Origin of the sequence: Sphingopyxis sp. FD7, from assembly GCF_003609835.1 — a bacterium.
Taxonomy (GTDB): domain Bacteria; phylum Pseudomonadota; class Alphaproteobacteria; order Sphingomonadales; family Sphingomonadaceae; genus Sphingopyxis.
The window spans coordinates 1-24,646 of sequence record NZ_AP017899.1 but is presented as its reverse complement, the minus strand read 5'-3'; the positions used below and the strand labels follow the sequence as shown (position 1 = coordinate 24,646).

The 24,646-nt window shown below is 63.8% G+C and carries 26 protein-coding genes; 2 read left to right on the top strand and 24 right to left on the bottom strand.

What is annotated here, in order from left to right:
- Window positions 1–57 precede the first annotated feature (57 nt).
- The 17 genes from SPYCA_RS17970 to SPYCA_RS17885 form a co-directional block, all read right to left on the bottom strand.
- Window positions 58–501 carry a hypothetical protein gene (locus SPYCA_RS17970; RefSeq protein ID WP_120222449.1) on the bottom strand — a complete coding sequence of 148 codons (444 nt, stop codon included), beginning with the start codon at window positions 499–501 and terminating at the stop codon, window positions 58–60.
- Complete coding sequence (locus SPYCA_RS17965) at window positions 443–778, bottom strand: type II toxin-antitoxin system Phd/YefM family antitoxin (protein WP_172595169.1); 336 nt, start codon at window positions 776–778, stop codon at window positions 443–445. The genes SPYCA_RS17970 and SPYCA_RS17965 overlap by 59 nt, the downstream gene beginning before the upstream one ends.
- Before the next feature lie 114 nt (window positions 779–892).
- A complete protein-coding gene (locus SPYCA_RS17960; RefSeq protein ID WP_120222447.1) occupies window positions 893–1,168 on the bottom strand; it encodes a hypothetical protein in 276 nt (91 codons plus the stop codon).
- Window positions 1,169–1,337: 169 nt separating this feature from the next.
- The gene (locus SPYCA_RS17955) at window positions 1,338–1,838 is read right to left on the bottom strand and encodes a DUF736 domain-containing protein (RefSeq protein ID WP_120222443.1); all 501 of its coding nucleotides are present in this window, start codon (window positions 1,836–1,838) and stop codon (window positions 1,338–1,340) included.
- Window positions 1,839–2,005: 167 nt separating this feature from the next.
- Window positions 2,006–2,263, bottom strand: coding sequence for a hypothetical protein (locus SPYCA_RS17950; RefSeq protein ID WP_120222446.1), 258 nt, complete (start codon window positions 2,261–2,263; stop codon window positions 2,006–2,008).
- Window positions 2,256–2,594 (bottom strand): hypothetical protein, encoded by a 339-nt coding sequence (locus SPYCA_RS17945; RefSeq protein WP_120222445.1) that lies wholly within the window; start codon window positions 2,592–2,594, stop codon window positions 2,256–2,258. The genes SPYCA_RS17950 and SPYCA_RS17945 overlap by 8 nt, the downstream gene beginning before the upstream one ends.
- The gene (locus tag SPYCA_RS17940) at window positions 2,564–3,247 is read right to left on the bottom strand and encodes a hypothetical protein (protein ID WP_120222444.1); all 684 of its coding nucleotides are present in this window, start codon (window positions 3,245–3,247) and stop codon (window positions 2,564–2,566) included. Before SPYCA_RS17940 ends, SPYCA_RS17945 begins: the two co-directional genes overlap by 31 nt.
- A gap of 11 nt (window positions 3,248–3,258) precedes the next feature.
- Window positions 3,259–3,756, bottom strand: coding sequence for a hypothetical protein (locus SPYCA_RS17935; protein ID WP_120222587.1), 498 nt, complete (start codon window positions 3,754–3,756; stop codon window positions 3,259–3,261).
- Between the two features lie 164 nt (window positions 3,757–3,920).
- On the bottom strand, window positions 3,921–4,421 hold the full coding sequence (locus SPYCA_RS17930) for a DUF736 domain-containing protein (protein ID WP_120222443.1): 501 nt from the start codon (window positions 4,419–4,421) through the stop codon (window positions 3,921–3,923).
- 157 nt (window positions 4,422–4,578) lie between these two features.
- Complete coding sequence (locus tag SPYCA_RS17925) at window positions 4,579–4,923, bottom strand: hypothetical protein (protein ID WP_120222442.1); 345 nt, start codon at window positions 4,921–4,923, stop codon at window positions 4,579–4,581.
- A gap of 190 nt (window positions 4,924–5,113) precedes the next feature.
- The gene (locus SPYCA_RS17920; RefSeq protein ID WP_120222441.1) at window positions 5,114–5,485 is read right to left on the bottom strand and encodes a DUF3768 domain-containing protein; all 372 of its coding nucleotides are present in this window, start codon (window positions 5,483–5,485) and stop codon (window positions 5,114–5,116) included.
- Window positions 5,478–6,377: a hypothetical protein gene (locus tag SPYCA_RS17915; protein ID WP_120222440.1), complete on the bottom strand. Its 900-nt coding sequence runs from the start codon at window positions 6,375–6,377 to the stop codon at window positions 5,478–5,480. Before SPYCA_RS17915 ends, SPYCA_RS17920 begins: the two co-directional genes overlap by 8 nt.
- A 1,464-nt stretch (window positions 6,378–7,841) precedes the next feature.
- Window positions 7,842–9,326, bottom strand: coding sequence for a hypothetical protein (locus SPYCA_RS19815; protein ID WP_443029511.1), 1,485 nt, complete (start codon window positions 9,324–9,326; stop codon window positions 7,842–7,844).
- A complete protein-coding gene (locus tag SPYCA_RS17900) occupies window positions 9,301–10,497 on the bottom strand; it encodes a helicase HerA domain-containing protein (protein ID WP_120222438.1) in 1,197 nt (398 codons plus the stop codon). Before SPYCA_RS17900 ends, SPYCA_RS19815 begins: the two co-directional genes overlap by 26 nt.
- 112 nt (window positions 10,498–10,609) lie before the next feature.
- Window positions 10,610–11,701 (bottom strand): phosphoadenosine phosphosulfate reductase domain-containing protein, encoded by a 1,092-nt coding sequence (locus SPYCA_RS17895; RefSeq protein WP_120222437.1) that lies wholly within the window; start codon window positions 11,699–11,701, stop codon window positions 10,610–10,612.
- Window positions 11,698–12,333, bottom strand: coding sequence for a DUF7007 domain-containing protein (locus SPYCA_RS17890; RefSeq protein ID WP_443029510.1), 636 nt, complete (start codon window positions 12,331–12,333; stop codon window positions 11,698–11,700). Before SPYCA_RS17890 ends, SPYCA_RS17895 begins: the two co-directional genes overlap by 4 nt.
- A 44-nt stretch (window positions 12,334–12,377) precedes the next feature.
- Complete coding sequence (locus SPYCA_RS17885; RefSeq protein ID WP_120222435.1) at window positions 12,378–13,664, bottom strand: hypothetical protein; 1,287 nt, start codon at window positions 13,662–13,664, stop codon at window positions 12,378–12,380.
- 64 nt (window positions 13,665–13,728) lie between these two features.
- Between SPYCA_RS17885 and SPYCA_RS17880 the strand changes: the two genes are divergently transcribed.
- The gene (locus SPYCA_RS17880) at window positions 13,729–14,226 is read left to right on the top strand and encodes a hypothetical protein (protein ID WP_120222434.1); all 498 of its coding nucleotides are present in this window, start codon (window positions 13,729–13,731) and stop codon (window positions 14,224–14,226) included.
- 229 nt (window positions 14,227–14,455) lie between these two features.
- Here the strand turns inward: SPYCA_RS17880 and SPYCA_RS19150 are convergent, their stop codons facing one another.
- The 3 genes from SPYCA_RS19150 to SPYCA_RS17865 all read right to left on the bottom strand — a co-directional run bounded on the left by SPYCA_RS19150 (window position 14,456) and on the right by SPYCA_RS17865 (window position 17,771).
- Window positions 14,456–14,827: a DUF6927 domain-containing protein gene (locus SPYCA_RS19150; protein ID WP_146625181.1), complete on the bottom strand. Its 372-nt coding sequence runs from the start codon at window positions 14,825–14,827 to the stop codon at window positions 14,456–14,458.
- A complete protein-coding gene (locus SPYCA_RS17870; protein ID WP_020819409.1) occupies window positions 14,824–16,746 on the bottom strand; it encodes a reverse transcriptase domain-containing protein in 1,923 nt (640 codons plus the stop codon). The genes SPYCA_RS19150 and SPYCA_RS17870 overlap by 4 nt, the downstream gene beginning before the upstream one ends.
- Window positions 16,747–17,006: 260 nt before the next feature.
- Complete coding sequence (locus SPYCA_RS17865; protein ID WP_006949122.1) at window positions 17,007–17,771, bottom strand: IS6 family transposase; 765 nt, start codon at window positions 17,769–17,771, stop codon at window positions 17,007–17,009.
- Window positions 17,772–17,914: 143 nt separating this feature from the next.
- On the opposite strand from SPYCA_RS17865, the gene SPYCA_RS17860 reads away from it, so the two are divergent.
- Window positions 17,915–18,628 carry a S41 family peptidase gene (locus SPYCA_RS17860; RefSeq protein WP_120222432.1) on the top strand — a complete coding sequence of 238 codons (714 nt, stop codon included), beginning with the start codon at window positions 17,915–17,917 and terminating at the stop codon, window positions 18,626–18,628.
- Between the two features lie 230 nt (window positions 18,629–18,858).
- Here SPYCA_RS17860 and SPYCA_RS17855 read toward each other — a convergent pair whose 3' ends face one another.
- The 4 genes from SPYCA_RS17855 to SPYCA_RS17840 are packed head-to-tail and all read right to left on the bottom strand — an operon-like array spanning window position 18,859 to window position 24,522.
- Entirely contained in the window at window positions 18,859–20,421 is a 1,563-nt protein-coding gene (locus tag SPYCA_RS17855; RefSeq protein WP_120222431.1) for a carboxylesterase/lipase family protein, read from the bottom strand.
- The gene (locus SPYCA_RS17850) at window positions 20,418–21,314 is read right to left on the bottom strand and encodes a LysR substrate-binding domain-containing protein (RefSeq protein WP_120222430.1); all 897 of its coding nucleotides are present in this window, start codon (window positions 21,312–21,314) and stop codon (window positions 20,418–20,420) included. The genes SPYCA_RS17855 and SPYCA_RS17850 overlap by 4 nt, the downstream gene beginning before the upstream one ends.
- Window positions 21,311–23,698: a sodium:solute symporter gene (locus SPYCA_RS17845; RefSeq protein ID WP_120222429.1), complete on the bottom strand. Its 2,388-nt coding sequence runs from the start codon at window positions 23,696–23,698 to the stop codon at window positions 21,311–21,313. The genes SPYCA_RS17850 and SPYCA_RS17845 overlap by 4 nt, the downstream gene beginning before the upstream one ends.
- Window positions 23,699–23,700: 2 nt before the next feature.
- Window positions 23,701–24,522 (bottom strand): HpcH/HpaI aldolase/citrate lyase family protein, encoded by an 822-nt coding sequence (locus SPYCA_RS17840; protein WP_120222428.1) that lies wholly within the window; start codon window positions 24,520–24,522, stop codon window positions 23,701–23,703.
- Between the last annotated feature and the right edge of the window lie 124 nt (window positions 24,523–24,646).

Here is a 24,646-nt window from a genome sequence, read left to right as displayed (position 1 = left end):
CGGGCGTCCCACGCATACGGACGATTCACGCTGTTGGCGTGCTGCGCGCTGCTCGTGTCAGGGAGACCGGAAAACGATAGTCGGGGTTCGCCCGACCATGGCGGCGCCGATTGCCGCGGTCAGCTTCCTCGATGCGGGGTTTGCCCGCATCAGGGATCCGTCCGATTGTGGGACGATGTCAGGACCCGACCACTGGAACACGTTCATCTCCTCGATTACTACGTCGCAGTCGTCGGGAAGCCCCAGCGCTGCGCGTTCGCGCGGATGAACGGGCACGCGCGCGCCAGTCGACGAGCTCGATATGGCCATGACGGAGACGATGTAGAGCCCGTCGATGGCTTTTACGCCGTAGATGTAGCACGGCCGCGTCTTGGTGGCGTTCTCTTGGCCCTTCGCGTCCTCGCGGGCCCAGAGATAGCCGTAGTCGATGATGGCGCCGGGTTCAGGCGGTCGCGGTCTCGCGTTCTGCCCGCTTGCGGGTTTGGCGGGGGCGCTCGGCACCGGCGTGGGCGGCGTCTTCGTAGCTGTCCGGGGCGTCAGGGTGGAACGCCGGCGGCGCGGTGGTGATTTCTCCGATGACATCCTTCAGCTGCTCCGATTGCAGGGCACGCGCGAACAGCTTTCGAAGCGAGTTGTACTCGTCGACCGGCACCATGACGACGCGGACCTCTCCGTGGCGCTCGAGACCGATGGGTCTGCGGATCGCCTCGTCGTAATAGTAGCCGACCTTCTTCGAAAAAGCGGTCGTGGTGACGGTTTCTCCGTAAGCCTGTTTCATGTTCGTCTCCGCCTTCATCATCGCCAAGTTACCAGCGGGCCACGCCCGTCATCGTCGTCGTCGTCATTACCGTCATGCGGATAACAATCCGTATAATCCGGACTGTCCGGATGTTCAAGCAATCTCGGCAAGGTCGATGCGTGCGGCAAATCCGATGGCGTTGGCGTCAGGCAGCAGCACGGCGTTGATATCGTGCACGCTCCACACCGTCAGCTCTTCGCCAACGGCGATCGAGAGGCAGCGATGGGTTTCGACCAGCAGGGTGTTCCATATTTGCGGGTCGGCAATCGGCGTTCCGTTGATCGCGGAGATGCAATCGAGTTCGCCGTCGCGGGTTCGCCCGATGATGATGAAGTTCGGCAGGCGCTGCGTCCTGGGTTGCTGGGGCATGGTCTGGCCTCTCCACTGGTCTGCCGCAACCCCACCCCCTTTTCCTTCGCTGGCGGTGTCGGGGCGCAGGAGCAGACGGCAGTAAAAAGGCCCGCCCGCGGGGGTCGCGCGGACGGGCCTCGTGAGTGGCCGGTGCGGGAGGGGTCGCACCGGCCGGGGGACGCTGTCGTCAGGCGTCGGCGGTCTCCTTCGCCTTGGCCTTGCCCTTCGGGGCGGGCGCGGTGCTCTCGCCGAGGCCGTCGCCGCCGGTGGTGCCACCGGCCTGCTCGGGCTCGCCGCCGGTCGCGGTCGCGGTCAGCGGCGGCAGCTCGCCGTCGTTCTCGCTGACCATGCCGGGCAGGGTGCGCTTGCGCTGCGGCCGGCGCCAGGCGACGTTGTAGCTGTCGTCGTTCTGGCGGAAGAGCGCGACGTCGATCGGCTTGTCCAGGCTCGGATCGTCGATCCGGCCCGAGAGGAACACCTCGCCGGTCTCGTTCGACGTGTATTCCCAGAGGGCGCCGACCTTCACCCAGCTGCGGCGGTCGGCCGAGAGCGCCATCACGTCGAAGGCGGGGGCCCGCTCGTTGGTCGAGACGAACTCGCGCAGGGCGATGGTCGCGGCGAATGCCATCGTCACGATGCGGCCGATGTGGACGCCGTCGCCGTTGGCCTTGAGGGTACCGATGTTCATGGGAAGTCTCCTGATGCTTGCCCGAACCCCTTGTCCGGACCACTTCCCTTCATCCCTCCCTCCCCCCGGGCGCAGCCCGGCAGCGCGCGCACGCGCGCCAATCCGCACGAAGCCCCGGCAGGGGCACGTGCGTCAGGTCCAGAGCTGCTCCTTACGGAGCCTCTCGGTCAGCTTTGCTGGAGTTCTTCGATCAGTTGCTGGGCGTGGACTGCCGGTGCGATCCAGGCGCGGTACTTGGGCTTCCACGCGGCGCGTCCACCGACGATATCGGCCACGAAATCGCTCTGCCTGGAGCCTGGCGGCGTCCAGATCGACGCGTCGCCATTGTCGAAGTGTGTGATCCACACCTTGCCGTGGCTTGTGTCGATGGTTTCCTTCGTCGGCATTCCGCCATGCTGTGCCGCGCGTATCGCGCCGTCAAGCATTGGCGCCGGCTCGCGCGCTGCGCAGGTGGTGATCGGTGATCGCTCTGTTCTGGCGCGCGAGCTTGGCTTCCAGCGCGCCGATCTCCTTTCGACGATCGCTTAGAAGCGCGCCCTGGTTGCGGCGGAAAGCGGCTTCGTGGTGGCGCGTCCAGCTCGTCGAATGCCGACCGTGAGTAAATGGAAGCGAATGCGATGCCCTGACCGCAGCTTCGGCGTCCCGGTTCACCTTTTTCCGGATCGTGAGGAGCAGTCGCTGGGTGTCATCGCGCCGCTCGCGCATCCTGCGCAGGTCCGTGCCGCTCATTGCGGCCACCGCGGCATCGTCGTCCATTCGGGTTCGTCGTTGGCGATGACCGGATCGTGGCGGGCGGCCTCGCTTGGGGTGAATACGGTGGCGTCGGCGAGGCGCCCAAAACCGCGCTCTCTGTTCCAGTAGGACAGCCCGTGTTCGGGATGTCTGGTGGTCAGAACAAGCGAGCGGGCATCTTCGTCGTCGAGCTGTGCGAGTGCTGACGCGAGCCCCTCCTGTGTGCCGCGAAAGACGATGTCGTTCTCGGTGATGAGGACGAATCCCCCGCCGAACTCGTCGGGCCGCAGCTTGCTGCAGCCATAACTGTAGCAGAAGCCCGTCGGGAGCGCCGAGGGACAAGCCGCCTGGACGATGTTGGCGAGAGTTTCGGGGTCGATCTGATCGCCGGAGATAATGATGCGCTCGCGCCCCGAGGCGGTCTCGCCGCAGCGGTGGATGTCAAAGCCCGGTTCTGGATAGTCGCCGTCACTGAAGAGCGTGCGGTAGGCCTCGAAAGGATCCTCGTCAGAGCCTGTGAAGGTGTTCGTGAAGCGGGCCGATCGGTTTTCGAACTGCTGACGCCATTCCCCCTCCGGGACGATCGACAGGTGCAGGTCGACGATCTCTGAGAGGAACACGATGTCCGCCGCGTCTGCTTCGATAGTGAACGCGGTCTTGGTGTAATGGTCGGCCATGGTCGATCCTTTCAGGCGATCGCGAGTTCCGCGGCGGCCGGGTAGGCTGCGCGCAGATTGGCGTTGAGGGTCTGGAACTCCGCGGGGAAGAACGTGCCGTCGCCCAGCGGACGGGTCGTGGTAATCGCTCCGCGAATTGCCTGCTCGCAGTATCGCGCCCCCTCGGTGGCATTCGACACGCCTTCTGGCTCCGGACGTGAGAAGCCGGCGTGGAACCACCGCTCGATTCCGGTGTCGAGCTTTTCGGTGTAGGCGCTCTGCGTGCCATCGTCCTGCAGCGGGTCGATGACGGCTTCGAGCGTGCGGTAGGTGCCGAAGTCGTGATAATTCGTCGCAGAGCGAAGAGTGATTCCCGGCGGCGGCGGTCCATAGAGCGCTATGAGCGCGGCGCGGTAGAGCGCGATTTCGATGCGGTTCACCTGCTCGAAATGCGGCGTGTGTCCGAGCTGGGCGCAGTCCTCGCCCCAGGGCGACGCGCCGAGATCGATCGTGAAGGTTTTGCTGGTCATTTCGGCCTCCTGTTGCTCGATCGCCCCCACCCTCTTTTCCTTCGCTGGCGGTGTCGGGGCGCAGGAGCAGACGGCAGTAAAAAGGCCCGCCCGCGGGGGTCGCGCGGACGGGCCTCGTGAGTGGCCGGTGCGGGAGGGGTCGCACCGGCCGGGGGACGCTGTCGTCAGGCGTCGGCGGTCTCCTTCGCCTTGGCCTTGCCCTTCGGGGCGGGCGCGGTGCTCTCGCCGAGGCCGTCGCCGCCGGTGGTGCCACCGGCCTGCTCGGGCTCGCCGCCGGTCGCGGTCGCGGTCAGCGGCGGCAGCTCGCCGTCGTTCTCGCTGACCATGCCGGGCAGGGTGCGCTTGCGCTGCGGCCGGCGCCAGGCGACGTTGTAGCTGTCGTCGTTCTGGCGGAAGAGTGCGACGTCGATCGGCTTGTCGAGGCTGGGATCGTCGATCCGGCCCGAGAGGAACACCTCGCCGGTCTCGTTCGACGTGTATTCCCAGAGGGCGCCGACCTTCACCCAGCTGCGGCGGTCGGCCGAGAGCGCCATCACGTCGAAGGCGGGGGCCCGCTCGTTGGTCGAGACGAACTCGCGCAGGGCGATGGTCGCGGCGAATGCCATCGTCACGATGCGGCCGATGTGGACGCCGTCGCCGTTGGCCTTGAGGGTACCGATGTTCATGGGAAGTCTCCTGATGCTCGCCCGAACCCCTTGTCCGGACCACTTCCCTTCATCCCTCCCTCCCCCCGGGCGCAGCCCGGCAGCGCGCGCACGCGCGCCAGTCCGCACGAAGCCCCGGCAGGGGCACGTGCGTCAGGTGTTCAGCGGATTCTCGCGGTTATTCGTAGGGCGAGTCCCGGGCCTCGAGCCGGGCGAGGAAGGCCTTCGCTTCTTGCTGGTTTGGCCCGTCGACCGTCGCCAGCGTCCTCATCCGGTCGATTTCCAGCGAGGCCGCAATCTCGGCGGGAATTTCGCAGTAGTGTTCGAGCAGTCTGATGGCGTCGACCGGCCTGGGGAGTTCTCCTTCGCTTGTGCCGCGCCAGAGCAGTTCGACCTCTTCGTCCGGGTCTGCGGGATCGGTGACGAAGACCTGCGCGAAGAAGGTCAGAAGCGGCCTGTCCCAACCGATCCAGGCGGACGAGGCTTCGACGCCCTCGCGCAGCGGGAGCTGATGTCGGCTCACGCTGCGCCTCGCGCGATCCGGTGGTCTGCGTGGCGCAACGCGCCTTGCGTGCTTGCGAGCGCGGATTGCACCTTCTCCAGTGCCTTCGGGCAGTCGGCCTCGCGCAAGGCTCTGCGTGCGCGCTGAAGATGCGAGATTGCGGTCTCGATATTATCCCGGGTCGAGGGCCCTGCAGGTCGAATACCCATTTTCAGTAATCCTCCGGTCTCATGATCGTGATGACCCGCCGCGTTTCTGCAGCGTTGGCCGGATCTTCCGATCCCCATTCGAAGTCGGCGTCGAAATAGTCGATCTTCATCATCATGCGAATACCGTCCACCTCGAACCAAGCCATGTCTCGTTCCGGGGAGTCGCCGCTGAAATCGCATTCGCGCATGGCTTTCATGATCCGCGCCTGTGCGAGGATGTCACTGGCCCTCGAACCGTCGCTCAATTCGTCAAGGAGTCCGATCGTGAAGACCGTCCGTGCGGTCCGATCGAGCCCGTGCCGGGCGCGGTCGTTGAGCTCGGCGATCCGCTCCGTCCTCGTCTTCGGTGACGTCGTCGTCAGTGCTTCAAGCATGGTGGGTTTCTCCTGCGTGGAAGCGCTCGAGCCAGCTCGCCATCGGCGTGCGCTCTTCGAGCGGCTGCGAAGCTGCGCGGGTCTGGAACGCGACCAGGTCCGCCGGCGCACTTTCGATGATGCGAGTGATCTCATCTTCGGGCAGCAAACCTTCGTCGCGGATGAAGTCCGTCATCCGCCCCGGCCTCGTGCGCGTCGTGCGCCGCCAGAGCCCCTCGACCGTCTTGAGGCGCGGAGCCGCGCGGGCCTCGATCAGCACGATCGTCCTCAGCCATTCTGGTGACAGTGACCTGACCTCGTCGGGTTTCATCGCCGTGCAGAAGACGCAGGACGACTTGGGCGGGACAGGCAGCCCGGCCTCGACGATCCGGGCCTTGCAGCGCTCGCGATCCCATCCCCACTCGCGCAGAGGATAGCGATTGTCGAAGAGAGGATCGTCGATCGTCCTTGCGTGATCGTAGCGCTGCCCGTCACGCGGCGATGCATCGTAACCGATGTAGCGTATGACCTTTTCGCCTGCCGCCCAGGCCTCGATCGCGGGTTGCCACGCTTTCAGGAACGCCTCCTGGGGTGCCGCCTTGTATTTCAGCGAACAGCTGTGGCGCCCGAATGCGATGGACGGGAGGCACCCGTTGGTGAGCAAAGATTCGGTCAGGTCCCGGTAGGGCGGCCAGTTCTTGAAGCGCTTCGTTTCGTAGCGAACGACTTCGTAGGGGATGGAGCGCTCTTCCATCCATGCGCGCATCAGTCGCTGGAACTCATAGGTCTCGTATTTCTCCGCGCCGGTATCGGCAGTCAGCACGAGATCGGGCGCGTCGCCCTGGCCTTCGAGCTCTACGAGCAAGGCGGTGCTGTCGACACCGACGCCGTAGCACAGGACCCGCGGCGGCATCAGTCGGACTCCGTTAGGTCTGAGACCTCGACTGCGATCGGGCTGTCGTGGGTGAATGCGATCGCGACGCGCTTGCCTTTCGGCAGCGCCCACATGATCCGTGCGACCGCGTCGCGAAATTGGGACGCGATCGCCGCGTTCTCGTCGACCAGGATGCGATATGCGAGTTCACGGGCATCGCGCAGGAACCGGTCGTGCTGGGTGTCCCAGCTGTCGGCCTCGCTGTCGTTCCACGGTGAGAAGCACGCGTTGTCGAGGATGTCGACGAGCTTGTCGGGGGTGAGCGCCTCCGTACGAACGAACGCGATCGTGACATCGTCGAGCCCGTCCGAGCAGCACCCGTCCGGGAAGGTGAAGACCAGGTCGGCATCCACGCTTTCCCGCTCGGCCGTTCGGCCTCCCTGTTCGTCGATCGCGAATTCGAGATGGATGGTCTCGGCTTCGGTCACTGTCGCGAGAGGCGGATCCGCTGCGACTGCGTCGACGCGATGTGTGACCCCGCCGGTTGTCACCAGGAAGATCGGTTCGCTGAATTCTCTCAGCTCGTCGTACCAGCTGTAGCCCTCGAAACCGCGTTTCCGCGAGACGAGCTTCCCGCGGATCGGATTGTCGCCCAATGCGCGCGCGATGGCCTGGCCGAAGTGCGCGTCGTGATCGTCCATCAGGAATTCGTCCCCGGTGATCTCCCGGCACTCTCCGGCCTCGGCTCCGGTGTCGCCATCGGCGATGTCGGGCTCCCAGCCATTGAGGCAGGCCTCGGCCTCGGGCAGCTCGACACCGAGTTTGCGGGCCCGTTGGAAATCCTCGAAAGCGAGGCTGTGTTTACCCTCGCGCGCGAGGGCCCGGTAGCATCCGATCTCGCAGGCCTTTTTCAGAGCCGCCAAGCCTGCGTTGTCGACGAATTCCTTGCGTGCCGGCAGGACGAGCTGAAGCTCCGGCGTGGTCCCGATGTCGACCTTGGCGTGCAGCTGCTCGCCGCCGATCTGGGAGACGATGAACAGCTTGGCGAAAAGCGTTAGTCCGTGGAAGTTGACGGTCGGGGTCCGGTGATAGGGGCGACCCTTGAAGATGCCGATCCGACTGCCGTTCCAGTTCTCGATGTGATGCGCGCCGGCGAGGAAGTCCTGTCGGGGCTTTTCCTTGCCGCGGAATCGGACCGGTAACGGAAAGAACTTCGCGGCCTCGGTGAGTTCATGCTCCAGCGTGCCCTCGTGGATTCCCTCGATGTCGAACCGGATCGAGGTCCCGCGTGCGATTTCGGCGGTCCGAACGGCGATATCGCGTTCGCCGGTCCAGGCGTCTGCGGGGATTTCGATCGCCCAACCTGTGGTCGCGTTCTCTGTCCGGCTTTGGATTGTCGCTGGCTTGCCTGCCAAGCTGAATATGCCCATCCCGGCAGGATCCTCGCCGTTTGCGACGGCCGCGTCCCATCGCGATGCTCCGAGGGCAAGCACGCGAGCCGGATCATCGATCCCGCAGCCGTCGTCGGCGATGGTAACCCGCAAGCCGTTCTCGACGGTCATCGCGTCGACGTCGACTCCGCTCGCGCCAGCGCGACGGGCGTTCTGCAGGAGTTCGTTCAGGATGTCGCCGATCGTCCCGTTGAACAGGCGCGTCACCTTCGAGATCGTTTCCGGGCTGACGGTCGCCCTGATCGTGTCGTGTTTCACCGGTGTCCTCCTTCATGGATCTGTTCCCGGTTTCCCCTCCCCCTCCCCTTTCCAGCGCGAGAATGACGCCGAGTGTCGGCGGTCGGTCGAGCCGCGCACGGCGCCCGAAATGAAGGTCCCGCTTCGTCGCGAATTTCGACACCGACATGGCCTTTCGTCGCAGCGCCAGAGCGAGGTCCGCAATCGCGATGTTGCAGCGATAGGCAATTTCGAGCGCAGCTAGCTCATCCTCGCTCCACGGCCTGATGTAGCCATGGACGAGGCCTAGGACATTCGCGCGAGTGGAGACCGCCAGCTTGCTTCGGCCCAGCTGCTTCGCGAGAGCCGCGTTCGGCATCGAGCCATAGTGTTCTCGGAGATAGGCGATGTCGGCTTCGCTCCAGTCAGGCCCGCCGCGAAATCCGTTCTCGTGCTTGTGGGTGCCGTTAAGGCCGAGATGCTCGGCGCGCCATTTGATCGAGTGGCGCGTTCTTCCGAGCCGCGTTCTCAGTGGTGTGAGGCTGCTGCCGTGCGCGTAGGCCTTGCGAAGAAGCGCGTCCTCTTCCGGCAGCCACGCCCTCCCCCATCCTCTTGTGTAGCCCGCAGCGCGTATCTTCGGACCGAAGCCGGCCTTGGATCGGCGTGGAAATCCCTCGGTAGCGAGGATATCGATCACCTTGGTGTAGAGGAGACCCGTTTCGAGCAATTCGAGGGCGCGGCAGATCTCTTTGTCGGTCCATCCATCGGGATTGTTTGGATGGCGTAGCCCGAGTTTCGAGGCGCGGGACGCGGTTCCGCTGACGGGGCGGCCGATAATCGCGGCGATACGCGCGGCGTTGATCGCTTCGGCGTAGCCTGCGCGGAGCTGCGCGTCTTCCCAAGCGGTCCATTCAGGAGGATTGGGTTCGGTGAGCTCGAGATACTGCGCGCGAGCGTAGATCGCGCTGCAGCTGCGGCCGAGGTCCCCTGCGATCGAGGCGGTGGCGTCGATCCCGTAACGTCGGGCAAGCTCGGCGTCATCGAGTGGCGTCCACTCGCGGACGGAGTTCCGTCTCAGCCCAAGCTCGTGGATCTTCGTTCGAACTGCGTGCAGCTTGCGGTCGAGATGTCTCCCGATTTCCGCGATGGCGGCATCATCGGCAAACATTCGTGCGAGATCGGCCAGTTCCTCAGGTGACCAGGCGTCGTGCCTGAAGGGCATTTCGCGAAGCGGCCTCACCTGTTGCCGGCAGGGCTCGGGCACGTGGCGGGTGAGCTGGACGACGTCGAATCCGTCAGGCGAGTGCGACGAGATCGACATGGGCGTTCTTCTGCCGGAGGCGAGCGGACAGTCGTGCGATGCGCGTATCCTCGCGGTGCGTCGTCTCGATCGCTCCGATCGCGGTGAGGGTATCGAGCGCGTCGTGGATGTCGGTGCGCTCGCGCCCGGTGTGTGCCGAAAGCTCGCTGCAGGTGGTGGCGTTCGGCGAAATGCGAGCGAGCGCCTGGACCGTTGCGATTGCGAGCGTCGCACTGGGATCGAGGAGGAACGCGTCGAGTGCGCGGGTCCCTTTGACAGTCAGCCGCCCCCGGTCGGGCTGCGGGAGTGCCCGCATGGCATCGAGCGCCAGGAGGGCTTCGGCTTCCGCCGCTGTGTGGTCGGCCGAACCGATCAGTTCGGGTGTGGCGCCGATGTGTCGCGTGATCGTCGGATCGATCTTGGCCAGGGTAGCCCCGTTTTCGAGCGCTGGGCCCATAGCGTAGAATTCCCCGGGAGCGAGTGTCCGGAGTTTTTCTGCATCTTTCGCAGAGAAGCCGAGAAAATCGGCGGCACGCTTCACGTCGCGGTCGAAGACGTTGAGCCCGACGAGAAAGTTCAGCAGCTCGCTGGTTACCGATGCGCTGAGCTTCGCCAGTCGCTGGGTGGCGACGATGGTGGCGAGGCCTCGCTTGCGGCCGCGGCTGCACAGGTCGGTCAGTGTCGCTACGCCGAGCCGCCTGGTTTCGGCGTCCTGAGCGCGGCCCGCTAGGTGCGGCGCGAGCAGGTGACCTTCGTCGATGCAGACAAGCATCGTGTTCGCCCATAGCTCTGCAGGCGCGCTCATCAGCCCCGAAAAGAAGGCCGCGGCCTTGATGATCCGTTGCTCGGGATCGAGATCGGACAGGTCGATATGCAGCGGGATCCTGTGTTCGCGCGCGCGCAGGGCTGCGGCACTGAGCCCGTCTGCGGTGATTTCGGTTGCCTTGATCGTCGTCGCGCCGATGTGCGCTGCCAGGTTGGCGAATTCGGCCTCGGGATCGACGATCACCGTAGTCATGTACTCGAAGGCTTCTTCGATGATGCGGCGAAGCGTGGCGCTCTTGCCGGCACCGCTCGTCCCCTGGATTAGGAGACGGCCTGCGAGCAGCTTGTCGAGATCGAGGTTGAGGGGTCCGGCATAGTGGCGGCCGATCGGGACGCAGTTCCGTTCGGTCGGGTTCTCAATGTCCATGAGGATCTCCTTTCGTGAAGATCTGAAGCCGCTTGCGCGGTGCGGATTTCGGCAAATGTTCGGCGAATCTTTGCCGGAAACTTCGCCAATGACTGGCGGTGGCTTTCGACCGTCACGCAGCCTTGGCCGCGTGCAGCTCCGCAAATCGTTCACGCACTGCGCGGGCCGTCGGCCACCGGTTCGCTATGCGAAGCCGGGATGTGAGTGTTCCGCGCACGCTGCAGATCGTTTCAGCCTCGTCATGCGCCGGTATCCGCGGCGGCCAGCCCTTCGTGAATCGCAGGTCGGCGGGCAGGCGGCTCTCCAATGTGCGACGCTCGACCGCGAGCCGTTTTGCTGCTGCCAGGCCTCGCCTCTGGTCGCTACCGAGAATTTCTGGTCGGATGTCGCCAAGCCACCGGCCTGGTTGGAACGAAAATCCCGAGTTGATCTCGATCCCCACGATTGATCGGTAGGCCGGATGGTTTCCCTCGCACTGTGCGGAAACCATCAAGTTGTTGAGGCCCGCAAGGACGCAGTAGCTGCAGCTCAGGCGATCGGCGCCTCGATCGTAGGCCTCATGGAGCGGTATGGCGTGCGCTGCATGGTAGGCGAAGACCTGCTTGGCCGACCAATCGACGATTGGATGCCAGGTCAGCATCCGGGTTCCTGCACGGTTGCCTTCCGGCGCGAATCGCGTGTCGCGCTTGCTGACGGGTGCCGCGGCGCGCGAGAGGCTTTCTTCCCGGCGTATCCCGACAACCGATATGACCGTCTCTCCGGCCAGACTGGCGCGCAGGAAGGATCCGATGGGCTGTACCTTCGTCTCGCCGGTGCAGAAGCGCAGGCGGGCAGACGAGAAGGGTGAGACGAGCTGGTAGGTCTCGAGGTTCTCGTAACGACGCAGCGAGCTCGCCCAGCGCTGTTCCCAGCGTTCGATGAGCCCTCCGGCCTTGCGCCGTACCACTGTCAGCTCAACAGCAAGCATGGCCGCGATCCGCTCGACCATCGCCGGCGTGGAGAGCCATTCGATGATGCCCAGGTCGGCGTGGATCGCGTGGCGCCTGTCTCTGGGGTGACCTATCATGTCGAGGTGGGCGTTGACGGCGAACGCGGCCGCGCTGGAGTCCTTCCCGCCCGAGAGGCTGAAAATAACGTGGGCTCCTTGCCGGAGCGCCGAGGTCACCTCCGGGTCGAGCGCGATCGGCGGCTCGAAGTTGCTCATGCGATCCTCTTGGGCCGGATGGTTTCCGGGGGATCGATGATCGTGTGCGCGATGGCCGACAGGACAGTGACCTCACCCCGTTCGCGATAGGCGTCCTTGTCGACGAGCGCGCAGACTTCGTCGTCCGTATAGGTGGGCCGCCCGAGGTGGTTCACGGAGAGGACCTTGCGGGCGATCACGCCCACTTTTCCTTCTGGGACCCAGTCGGCCCAGTCACCCCAGGCCGTGGTGGTGCAGAATTCGCCGATGGCGGCGCGGTAGGCCTCGCGCGTGCGCAGAACGGACGACTGGTTGGGTTCTACACTCTCGCCGGTGTGAGCGGCGTAGCGGTCGGGGTGCCAGCAGCGGGCCGTGTCTCGGGCGAGCTGGAGGAAACCTGCAGTGGAGGTTTTCTGGAGTGCAGGCTCGCTCTCGAAGGCGAGGTAGACCAGCGACCAGTCGCAATCCTCCTCGTAGGCGTCGCCCGGCAAACGCAGGGCGTCCGGCATGGCTGTGGATCTGGCCTCGGAGAGGAGCAATCCGCCGTGCGAGGCGGTTGTTACCGACCAGATTCCAGGGGCAATCTGATCGGCTTGCTGGACAGCGCCCCAAGGCGATTGATCCGGACGGGGTGAAAGCGGAAAGCTGGGCATGAGCGAGACCTCCTGATGGTTCGCTCCACCCCTCCCCCTTCCCTTCAGCCAATCACCGACAGCGCCCTTTCCGTGATCGCCTTGGCGGTGACCTCTGGGATCGGCAAGGCGAACACGGGTCCGATCTCGCGTAGCCGTTCGTATTCGATCGCGCGGAGTTCGAGATATCCAGGATCGTTCGACTGGAGCACCTGCAGGGCGAAGACCACCTGCTGCTGGGTTTGTGTGTCCTTCACGGCGATGAGGAAATCGGGGCGCGCCGAACCGTGCTCGGTCTCTATGTCGAAGAGGATCTTCTTGACCGACATCCGAACACGGGCGCGTCGCAGCTCGTACTGAGCGCTCTGCAGCTCGTGGAGGATTGTTCGATCATGGTCGCGCTCGGCCGGCACGAACTGGTTGCCGCTGAAGACGGGCTGCGCATAGGCGCGAAGCGCGCGATAGCCTTCCCGCTTGCTGTGTTCGCCGACAACGGCGAGGACAAGAAAGGGAGGTTGGACCTCCGCCCGGATGATGCCGGTGTGCTGGATGCGGTTGCGGACCTGAACGGTGCCGAGACCGGTGACGATCCCGCTCCCGGTGATCTCGCTCGCCTCGAGCAGCAGGAAGGCTTGCGGCGCGAAATCGGCGGGCCACGTTCCTTCGGCTTCGCGCAGGCGGGCGTGAACGCGTTTTGTTTCGTATTCGATTGCGGTGGTGTAGAAATGCCGCGCAAGCGAGATGCCGGGCGCAATTTCGAACTGGCTTGCGATGTCGCGCAGACGCTTCATCTCGGCGCTGATCGAGCCTTCGCGCGGCCCTTCGGGCGGCAGCGCGCGCAGGATGTTGGAGCGCGCCCGCTCCAGCAGCAGCCAGAGCAGTTTGCCGAGCCGCGGAATGGCGACTCCGCGGGAGCGATCGTCCGGTTCGGTCGCGTCGGGTTTCTGTGCGAGCTTCTCAGGGGCCTTCTGGTGGGCGTTGAACAATCCTTTGGGCATATCGATCTCGTAGAGCGTGTCCTTGCTCGTCTCACGGATTCGCTGTGGCGCTTGGGGCATGTAGAAGGGGCATTTCGGGTCGTGGCTCGGCCGCGACGTAAGGCGTCTCAGGTAGTAGGTCTCTTGGAAGCTGAGGTACGCGGGACTCATCAACGGCGGCGGGCGATCCTCGCCCAGGCAATCGCAGGCGAGCCATTTCGTGTTTTCCCGGGAGGTCACCACCAGCGACACGGATGCCCGATGATCGGCATCGCTGCCCTTGCCCGTGTACCAGCGAACCAGGGCATCCCTGAGGCCGCCGCTGACGGCAACCCTGCCGGTCTGGCCGGTGGTATCCTTGGGTATGAGCCACATGATCGTACCTGTTGACGCGCCTTTTTGTTCACTCTATGTTCATCACATAAGGGAGTTTTGCAACATGAACAAGGTTTTCGCCGTCGGCCAGTTCGATCTCGACATTGCGCTTCGCGATGCCGGCGTGGAGGAGATGAATCGGCCTTCCCGGCGATCGCTTGCAAATGCCTCGATCGGCGTTGAGGCTTTCGATGCCTATCATTCCGCCCGGGAATTGTTCGAGACGCTGGAAGCTCTTCATGAGGGCGAACGCGGCGCGAAGCGCAAGCTCACGCAGGTACTTTCCTGCGGCTGCGACGATTACCAGCGCTGCCTCTACTATACGCTTGCTGGCCGCGGCGTGCTGCAGATGCTGGACGATCTCGAATGGCTGCTCGACTTGCTTAAGGCGCGGTGCGAGATCTCGGCATCATTGTTCCGGGCAGGTTCGCTCCCGCAGGTTCAGGTCAATCCCTATGTCTCGGCCGAGCCGGATGGTCCGGTGCCTGCGCGCGGAAGCGATTTCGAGCAGGGTGCGTCGTGGTTTCTCGATCCGGCGCTTGGCGGTCACATCGACGAGTAGCCGGTGCCTTAGCTCACAGAAGCACTACCTGGAGTTCGACGTCCGCCGGACGCCCTTCTGCGGCAGGGATGACGCGATAGGGTTGGAGCTCGCAGTCGGTTCGGACGACGGCATGGTCCTCGCCGGTGATTTCACTCAACCTGATTGCTATGCGTTCCGCGTTCATTCGGCCGCACAGCTGCTGGCGTCGGCGGTCTAGCGATGTGCCCGACATAAATGGTCCAATCTATCAGGCTGCCGGAAAAAAGGTCCTGGCGACTTTGGGTTGACGGATGATCTCGAAGCGTCGTTCGAGCAGGCGGGATATCTTGAAGCGGCCCCGGCCGTCGGGCAAGGTCAGCGTCAGTTTCCGGCCTTCGCGTCGAACCTTGAAATCGGCGTGCCTGCTTCCATCGGTGAACTGCATCGGTTCGGGGAAACGGATGAGGTCGCCATCGGCGATCGTGCGTTCGGTGAGCTCAAGCATCCGGTAGCAGCGTCGGCGCCAGTCGAGGGCATGGGGATGGGTACTGCTGGTCAGGAGCTCGAGGACACTACGAGGACACGCAGCCTCGCATGGACCCATATCCTCATCCAGTCGGGTAGGATTGGTGCTGCTCATGGAGTCAGCCCTGATCCCCCCGCCGAACCGCACGTGCAGCTTTCACCGCATGCGGCTCTCCACTGTGACGAACCATCACTTTGCCGTAGATCGGGCAGGCGGCCTCTGTGAGTATCCCAGTGGCATTGCTCGCACAGGACCACCGTCCTGCGGGCGCGTGCCACCTTCATTCTCACGACAAAACCGCGGTGCGAAACATCGGCCATCCCCCGGATATGGTGCACCTGACACGGAACATCGGATCGACCGCAAGCCTCGCATTGCTTGGCATTCTGACGATCAACCCAGTCCGTACGTGAGTGGGTGAACACCTGCGTCCAAGGCTGGATATCAATCCTGGACGAGGTGGCCGGATCACGTTTCAGATGAGCCAGTTTCCAGACTTTGACCGATCGGGGCTGGCCATCGACGTCGTAGCCGATGGTGAATTCCTGCCCCGTCCTCATGCGGGCCAAGACCGCTCGCACATTGGTTTTGTGCTTGCTGGCCAAGGTCTTGAACAAGCTCCACCGCTGGAGAAACTCAAGCCTGTTCAGCTTGAAGCTCACATCCTTGGCGAGAGCATAGTAGTTCGCAAAACCCCGCAATTCGGCGTTGTAAGCTAGGACGATCTCAACGTCGCTGCAGCTGAGCAGCAGGCTACGATGACGCGGCTTCAACACCGACAGATCACCATAACCTTTTGCAGAAGCGAACGCGTGGACCTTCTCCCAAGGGACATGCAGCTGCATCACTTCCGACGGCGGCCTACGAAGGAAGCTGACGGAACCTTGTCGGCTCCGGACAACCCGTTGGCGTGTCGTATATGTGCGGACCTCATATCCAAGGAAGGCGGCTCCATCGCTCGCCTTGCGGATACCGCTTTTCTCCTCGGACACCGTGAGCGCCAGCGCCTCGGTCAGGAATGCCCTGACTTCGGCGAACACGCTTCGTGCATCCTCCTTGCTACCGATAACCCCAATCATGAAGTCGTCCGCGTAGCGACAGTAACGAAGTCGGCGATAACCGGGGTCCATCGCGTCTCTCGACGGGATGGACCGCTTTTGCGGCAGTAAGGTTTGGATTTTGGCCAAGGAGGCCGCAACCTTCACCTCGTCGACATTGTCTTTGGCCCGCAGCATGGTGACGCGCTTCCGTTGTTTCTGGATGCGCCCAGCCAGTCGCCCATATTCCGGGTTCGTGGCACGGACCTTCCCCCTCTCGAAAGCCGCGATCCGTTCCGCCATGAACATATCGAGTTCATGGAGGTAGATGTTGGCCAAGATTGGAGAGACGATACCGCCCTGCGGAGTGCCGCTGTAGGTCCGGGTGTGAACCCGGTCTTCCATAACACCCGCCTTAAGCATGCTGCCGATCAAGCCGATGAATTTCTCGTCATCGATCCTTTTCCGCAACAGCCGCAGGAGGATGTCGTGGTCGATGTTCTCGAAGAACCCCGCGACATCCACATCTACGAGCCATTTCACCCCCGTCCATACGGCTTTGACGTGTTCAAGCGCCGTATGACACGACCGGCCCGGCCGGAATCCATGGGAGGCGTTCGAGAACACCGGTTCATAGATCCGTTCGAGCAGTTGCCGCGCCACTTCCTGAACGAGGCGGTCGTCGCGCGTGGGAATGCCCAGCGGACGCCGTTTGCCCTTGCCTTTCGGGATAAACACCCGACGCACTGGTTTGGGATCATAGGTCCCTGCCGTCACGCTGGCGATAATCGGGTCGAGGTCTTCCGGTCCGAAGTCCGCGAAGGTCTCGCCGTCAATACCCGGCGTCATCGCACCCTTGTTGGATCCGATCTTCTGGAGCCCCTCCTCCCAAAGGAGGCGAGACCCCATCAGACGATAGAGTCCATTCACCCTTTTGCCCGACGCAACGAGCGCCGGAATGGCCTCCAACCGGCCTTTCACAGTTTCTGGCAGCATCAGCACACCCCATGATCGGTGGTTGAAGAATCACAGCTGCCGCCCTTCCCCCGGTCTTCCCCGCTTTCGGCCCGATCGCTCGAGACCTTATACAGTTGCACCGCCGCCTCCGAAGAGGTCGATGTCCCGGGCATTACCCCGGGCATTTGAGTAATATGGCGGCTCCGTACCCATGCAGGCCGGCAGAAGCCGCCTGTTTAGGGCATCCGGCTCTGTTGCAAACATGGGGCACGGCCGCGCGGCGTCACCCAGTTGGGGGATTAGGCAGCATTGGCGAAATGCTTATTGAGCATAATCATGGTTTCGGTCAGGGCCGAGGGTCCAATTCCGAATGCTCTTTCAACCAGGCGCACCTCCCCCATGATACCTGGCTGCAGGCACCATGCCTGGGCCTGTCCTTTGCGTAGGGCGCGCATGACCTCGAAGCCCTTGATCGTGGCGTAGGCCGTTGGCATCGACTTGAAGCCACGTACCGGCTTGATCAGCATCTTCAGCTTGCCGTGGTCGGCCTCGAGCACGTTGTTCAGATATTTCACCTGCCGGTGCTCGGTTTCCGCCGCCAGTTTGCCTTCGCGTTTCAGCTCAGCGATTGCTGCGCCGTAGCTGGGTGCCTTGTCGGTATTGAGTTTGGCCGGCTTTTCCCAGTCCTTCAGGCCACGAAGAGCTTTGCCCAGAAAGCGCTTCGCCGCTTTGGCGCTGCGTGTCGATGACAGATAGAAATCAATCGTGTCGCCCCGTTTGTCGACCGCCCGGTACAGGTAGGTCCATTTGCCCCGCACCTTTACGTAGGTCTCATCCAGACGCCAGCTCGGATCAAAGCCGCGCCGCCAGAACCAGCGGAGACGCTTCTCCATCTCCGGCGCGTAGCGCTGCACCCAGCGATAGATCGTCGTATGATCGACATCGATCCCACGCTCGGACAGCATTTCCTCGAGATCACGGTAGCTGATGCCGTATCGACAATACCAGCGCACCGCCCATAGGATGACCTCGCCGGTAAAATGCCGTCCTTTGAAATCGTTCATCGCAACTGACCTTGACAGTACATGAGCCCAATCTTGGAAACCGTGTCAGAGTTTGCAACAGAGCCCTCGCGGGCAAGGTAGGGCAAGAGGTCCGCCTCGATCTCTCGCGGGGCGGCGCCGTCCGGTCCGCGATCGTCAAGCCGATGCCGTTCGAGGGCGCGATCGGCAGCGCTTACAACGATCGCGTCATCGAAACGCGCGCCGCAGTGGACCGGCTTTCGGGCGGCAAGATCGGCTATGTCTCGCTCGCCGCGATGGGCGGCGCCGACGTCGCCGAATTCGCCCGCGACTTCTACGGCCAGTCGGGCCGCGAGGCGATGATCATCGACGTGCGCGACAACAACGGCGGGAACGTCGACAGCATCATCATCGGTGCCCTGTTGCGAAGGGCCTGGGCCTTCTGGGCCGCGCCCGGGGGCCGCGCCTTCGCCAACATGCAGGGTGCCTATCGCGGTCCCATCGCGGTGCTGATCGACGAACAAACCTATTCGGATGGCGAGACTTTCGCCGCCGGCGTCAAGTCGCTGGGTCTCGGGCCCTTGATAGGGCAGCGCACCGCCGGGGCCGGAATCTGGCTGTCCGGTCGCAATCCGCTGACCGACAAGGGCATGGCCCGCATTGCGGAGTTCGCCCAGTACCGCGCCGATGGCGAGTGGCTGATCGAGGGCTGGGGCGTGGAACCGGACATCGAGGTCGACAACCTGCCCCACGCCACGTTCCAGGGGCAGGACGCGCAGCTGCAGGCGGCGGTGGACTTCCTGACCAACAAGCTCGCCACCGAGCCGGTGCCGCCGCTCGTCCCCCGCGCGCTGCCGGCGCTCGGGACGCCGGGGAAATCGGCGATCCGCCTGCGCTGACGACTGGCCGCCGCCACCCGGCGAGGCGGGTGGCGGCCGTCGGCCCCGCCGAAACGGACGTGCGCGGAGGCGCTCGGTCTTCGCTGCGAGTGGCGCACCCGACTGAGCGAAGCTGTGCATCTCGATCGGCAGATTTTCTGCGGATTCGTCGGGAAGATGTCAGCTTCGCTTGCTTTACCTCGCTGTTGAACCTCGCGAGGCGCGAAACCTGGGGGCCCGGTTCACCAAGTCTAACTGCCAGGCTGCCGGTATGGTGCGCGCGCGAAGAGCTCTCGCTGCCATGCGCGCGGATTGTCCTGTGTGCGGCTGTTCACATCGAAGACCATCGTCGCGCGGCGCACGAGGTCGTAAACTGGCCACGCAGGCGCATCGGAGAGGTTGGGATCACCATGCCGGGCGAATGCAAGAAAGCGAGATTGCATCGTTCGGGACATCAGTCTCACGGCAGCGTCGCTTCCCGTGTCAGCGCCTGGCATGTCGAAGGTGCCGAACACCAAAGGTAGATCGATGCAGTGGAATGCCCCCCGCCGAGGGTCGGCGCGAGAAGTGAAGTCGACCTGGTAGACCCATGAGGGCCGTCCCGCGCGCGCTCGAGCCTCCGCGACCTCAAGTTGGCCGCGCCAGCTGCGGCCAGCGGTGGTGGCCGTGAAGTAGATATCGGCGGGAGACGCAGTGGGTAACTGCCGTCGATACTCGGCCACTATCCACTGGGGCGAGACGTCTACAGGCAGTTCATCGCCGATGCGGTTCGCCAGGTTGTCCCAGCTCATCTCACGCACGAAAGGCGAGTCCGGATCAACGAACGCACGCATTTCATCCCGGGCGTTGCCGGTCATGAGCGGAATTGCCAGCGACTGGGGATGTGGGTCGGGCCAGAACGGGTGCCGCGAAAGGTTGGCATGGTCGAGCACGGGGCCGAAATAGACCGGCCCCCCATGAACCGGGTCAACTGCGGCAAGCCCTTCGAGCACACGCTCGCTCGGGCTGGTCAGGAGTGCAGAAAGATCGCGTTCGGACATGCCGAGATGAGCGAGAAAGGCGCGCGTCCGGCGGGTCGCGTTGAGCGGCCCGGATACCGTCACCTGCTGACCGCTCATGGTAGCGGCGCGGTGCAGGAGTCCAGCTGCCTGCGGCATCGCCAGCAGCGTGGTCACCTTGGCACCGCCGCCCGAGTCTCCGAACGTTGTTACCCGGTTGGCATCGCCTCCAAAGGCCGCGATGTTGCGGCGCACCCATAACAGCGCGAGAATCAGATCGAGCTGGCCTGCGTTGCCACTGTCGGGGAAGCCTGGGTGGATCCCGGCTAGGTAGAGATAGCCGAAAGCGTTGAGGCGGTGATTGACCGTGACAACCACTGCGCCCTGCTCAGCCAGGCGGGCGCCGTCGCACACAGGATCGGTCGCGCTTCCAAAGGCATAGGCGCCACCATGGATGTAGACCATGACCGGTAAACGCGCGCTGGAGCGCGCGGCCGGCGTCCAGATATTCAGGAACAGGCAGTCTTCCGATTGCGGCCCGCGTCGGCTCCGCTGCGGAGCTGTGGGTCCGAATGCGACTGCGCGGACGGCGGAATTTGCGGCTGGTTCCGGCCGTGGCGCCTGAAAACGCGCTGCGCGTCCATACCGGATGCCCAGAAAGCGCGACACTCCGCCGGCCAGCCTTTCGCCGACGAACCGGCCGGCTTTGCAATCGATGGTAGAGGCTGCGGGCTTGCCGACCACCGCTTCCGAAAAAGCGGCGGCAATTCCTCCAGCCAGCACCGTTCGGCGGGTCGATCCGTGCAGAGCAATCATTGGGCAGCCAGACGATGCTTGGCCAAGGTGCTCGCCGCGCTGGCCTCTTCCAGAAGCACCTTCACCAACCGCAAGCGGATCGTGCCGCGCGACCACACCACCCCGATCCGGCGTCCGATCTCAACTGTCGGCAGCGGCAGGCGGACGATCGAAATGCCCTCGGGCCAGGGCGGCGACCAATCGGGCACTAGCGAGACGCCCAGTCCCCGATCGACCATCACGGCTATCGCGTTCAGAGCATTCAGTTCAAACCGTTCATGGGGCACGATATGGTGGCGCCGCAGGTATTCGTCTGCATGGCGGCCACCCCACAATTTGCGGTCGTATCGAATAAGGGGTTGGTTCGCGAGCAGCTCGTGCGGGCTGTGATGCGCCAGATGTACAGGTGCCAGGGTGATCAGCGGCTCTTCGCGCAACATCCGCCAGTCGCAGGTTTTGGGCAGAGGATATGGCGCCTCCAACACAAAGGCTGCATCCAGGTTGCCGCTTTCGACCTCGGCATAAAGCTGTGCCGAATTGCCGGATTGGATATGCACCTGCACATCGGGGAAGCGAAAGCTTACCCGCGCGAGAATTTCCGGAAGCATTCCGGTAAGGGGAGTGGGGCAGGCGCCGAGCCGCAATTCGCCGCTGACTGCGGCATCGTTAGCGATACTTTTGAGGCCGGTCGCATCGCGAACGAGCTGCCGCGCATGGGTCAGAATGCGCCCGCCCTGTTCAGTCATTCGCACCGTCCTGCCGACCCGCACGATCAGAGGGGCGCCGAGCTCGCGCTCCAGCGCCTGAAGTTGTTGCGCGATGGCCGAGGGGCTGATGTTGAGCAGCCGCGAAGCCGCCGCCATCGACCCCTGGTCCACCACAGCCACGAAAGTCCGGAGGAAGTTTACGTCTATGCCAGGCGCTCCACCTCAAGGTCGGGACGAGGCCGCTTGTCGTAGATCGTCAGCCCCTTCAACTGCTCCGGCCGCGGCGCCGGGAAAAACAGGCTTGCGACGTAGCCAATTGCGATCGACGCGACGATTGCGATCGCGAGATAAAAGTAGGGATGCACGAGGCTGAACAGCCAGCAAACCAGCGTGAGTACCGTAGCGGCCACAATTCCAATTGCGGTTCCTTGCCAATTGGCGCGTTTGGTGAACATGCCGAGCGTGTAGGCGCCCGCGCAGCTCCCCCCTAGCAGGCCGAACAGCTCGATCGTGAGATCAAGCAGCGAACGCACGTCGAGCCGCGAGAGGATGACAGCGAGCACGATACCGACAACGCCGATCAGAACCGTCATCCATTCGGCGAAGCGGACCGATTGCTTCTGCGTCGGCGGCTCGCGGCGAAACTTCTCGTAGAAGTCTACCGACAGCAGTGTCGCGACAGAGTTGATCGTTCCCGACAGGGTTCCCATTGCCGCGGCGAACAGTCCCGCGATGATTATGCCCGTGACCCCCTGCGGCAGCTCGGTACCAATAAAAGCGGGAAATACCGCATCGACCGGCAGCAACGGATCGAGCCGGCCGGGGTTCGCGCGATAATAGGCGAACAGCGTGGTGCCGATGATGTAGAACACGAAGCCGGCCGGCATCAGGATCAGGGCGAAAAACCACACCGACCGGCTCGCTTCCTTCTCGTCCGGAGTGGATAACACGCGCTGCATCAGCACCTGATCCTTGGGAAATGTCAGAACCGTATCGAAGGTGTACAGGATGATGAACCCCCAGATCGTTGGCGTGGTGAAATCGAAGCTGAAATTGAGCATCTTGGTCTTGTCGAATTGCATCGCCGTATCATAGATCTGTCCGGCACCGATCGAGTATACGATGAACCCGATCGCGAAGAACGCTCCGCCGAACAGCACCACGACCTGGAAAAAGTCGGTCCAAACCACCGCCTTCATTCCGCCCAAAGCGGTGTAGACGATGGTGCACACACCAATAACCAGAATGCACAGGATAACATTGGTACCGGTGATGGTGCCGATCGCCAGGGCCGGCAGGAACAGCACGATCCCCATCCGTCCCCCGACGTGCATCAGAATAGCCAGCGCCGAAGACAACATGCGGATGGTGGGGTGGAAGCGCGACTCCAGATAACCGAACACGGAAACAAGATTGAGCCGGCGAAACATCGGGATGATGAAATACGCAACCGCCATCAGCGCGAAGACGGTGACGACCTTGCTCATCATGTACTGCCAGTCGGTATCGAACGCCTTGGCGGGCACGGCCAGGTAACTGATCGAGCTGGTATTGGTCGCGAACATGCTGATGCCGGCCGCCCAGAACGGGATGGTCCGCGAACCGAGGAAGAACTCGCTGGTCGATCCCATTCGCGAGCGGCTCCAGAAATAGAAGCCGATCGCAAGCATGGCCACGAGGTATGCTGTGATGATCGACCAGTCGAGCACGCCCAACGCCCGGCGTTGGTATTCCAGTTGCAAGTCGGTGGCGATTAGCCGCCCGCCCCGTTGTTCGAGCGTGACCATACCATTGTTGAGGGCGACTGCGCTGGCCGCGTTCGGGACATCGGCGGGAATGGTCGACCAGGCGTCGGTGATCGTGTTGTAGGTGATCCACGTCCGGCTGCCGGCACCTTGCGCAAGATACAGGATGCCTGCTTGACCGATCGCACGGGACGTGCCCGCGACAGCCAGCGGTGGGGCAGTGCGCGCCACCCAGCCTGTTTTCGGGGCCCAACGCCAATGCCGCTGTTCGCGGTTTTCGATGGTTGTCAGGTAGAGCGCGGCGGCCTGCCCCACGAGCGCCGTAACTTCCCCGCGCGGTGCATCTGCCACGGCCACCCAGCGCAGCGGCTGCTCCGTGAGAGGAAGTTGGACCAAGCGGTTTGTGCCATCACGAGCCTGGCCGACAAGCGTGAGGACATCCTCGAGCAAAGTGATCCTCGTGGCGCCGCGAACCGGGGAGGGTGGTAGAGGTTGGAGCGCTATCCGCCCGTCGCGAATGGTCGCGACGAAGGCGCGCCCGTCACGCGTCGTAATTGCGGCCTTGGTGCCATCGCCGGACACATCGACAATCTCCAGGTCGGCCAAGGCGCGCGCGTCGACAGGCCGCCAGCCGCTGCCGTCCTCGGCCGCGATCGCGGCGCGCGAGGCCTGAATGACGACCGGCCGACCATCGAGCACGAGCAGGGTCGGTCGCGAGCCGTCGGACTGCAACGCTGGCAGCGCACGCGTCCTCAAGGCCGAGACATTGTCGTCGGCGCGCGAGGGCGCTGCCATGACGAGCCAGGCCAGTGAAGCGAACAGGAAGTGCCGCAGCAGCGTGACCATGCTCACCGCTTCCCGGCCGCGGTGATGGCCGCGCGCGCCCGGTCGATGGCCGGACGATCGACCATCCTGCCTTCGAAGGCGAAGGCCCCGTGGCCCCGCGCCGCCGCGGCTTCCGCTGCGCGCAGCAGCCGCCGTGCCGCATCGACCTCGTTGTCGGCGGCGCCGAACATCGCGTTGGCCAGTGCCACCTGCCGCGGGTGGATGCAGCTTTTGCCAAGAAAACCGAGGCTTTCGGCAAGCGCCGCCTCGGCGCAAAAGCCTTCCTCATCGGCGATGTCGGGCCACGCACCGTCGTATGCGAAGCAACGCGCCTCCCCGGCGGCAAGACGAATTTGCCATAGCGCCGCGTGAATATGCTCGCGATCCGCGCGTGCGATACCGAGCGGCGCGCACAGATCGTTGAGGCCGACCTGCAACCCAGCCACCTGTGGGCTCGCCGTGGCGAGGTCGGTCGCAACGCGCAAACCCCGGGGCGTTTCGATGGTAAGGAGCAGCGGCAAATCCGTAACCGATGCCATCGCCTCCACGTCTTCGACCGAATCTACCTTCGGTAGATTGATCATGTGGGCCGCGCCGTTGGTCAGAGCCTTGCAGTCGTCATGCCCGAATGGCGTATCGAGGCCGTTGACCCGAACGATCAACCGCTTGGCGCTGGCCCGCGCGATATCGCTCCGCAGAAACTCGGCAACATGAGCGCGCGCCGCGATCTTGCCTTCCGCCGGGACCGAATCCTCAAGATCGAAGGATATCGCGTCTGCTTCGCTTGCCAGCGCTTTGGCAAACAACTCCGGGCGAGCGCCAGGAACGAACAGTTTGCTCCGCATTGCCACCTCTCCCGTGGGTCCGTGCCTTGCGGACGGTACTCCAGCACCAGAGCAAAGCATTTCTGGCGTTTGGGTGCTAGTGCCTGGCCGCTGCGGCGCTCTGAAAACACAAAAAGCGTGGTGT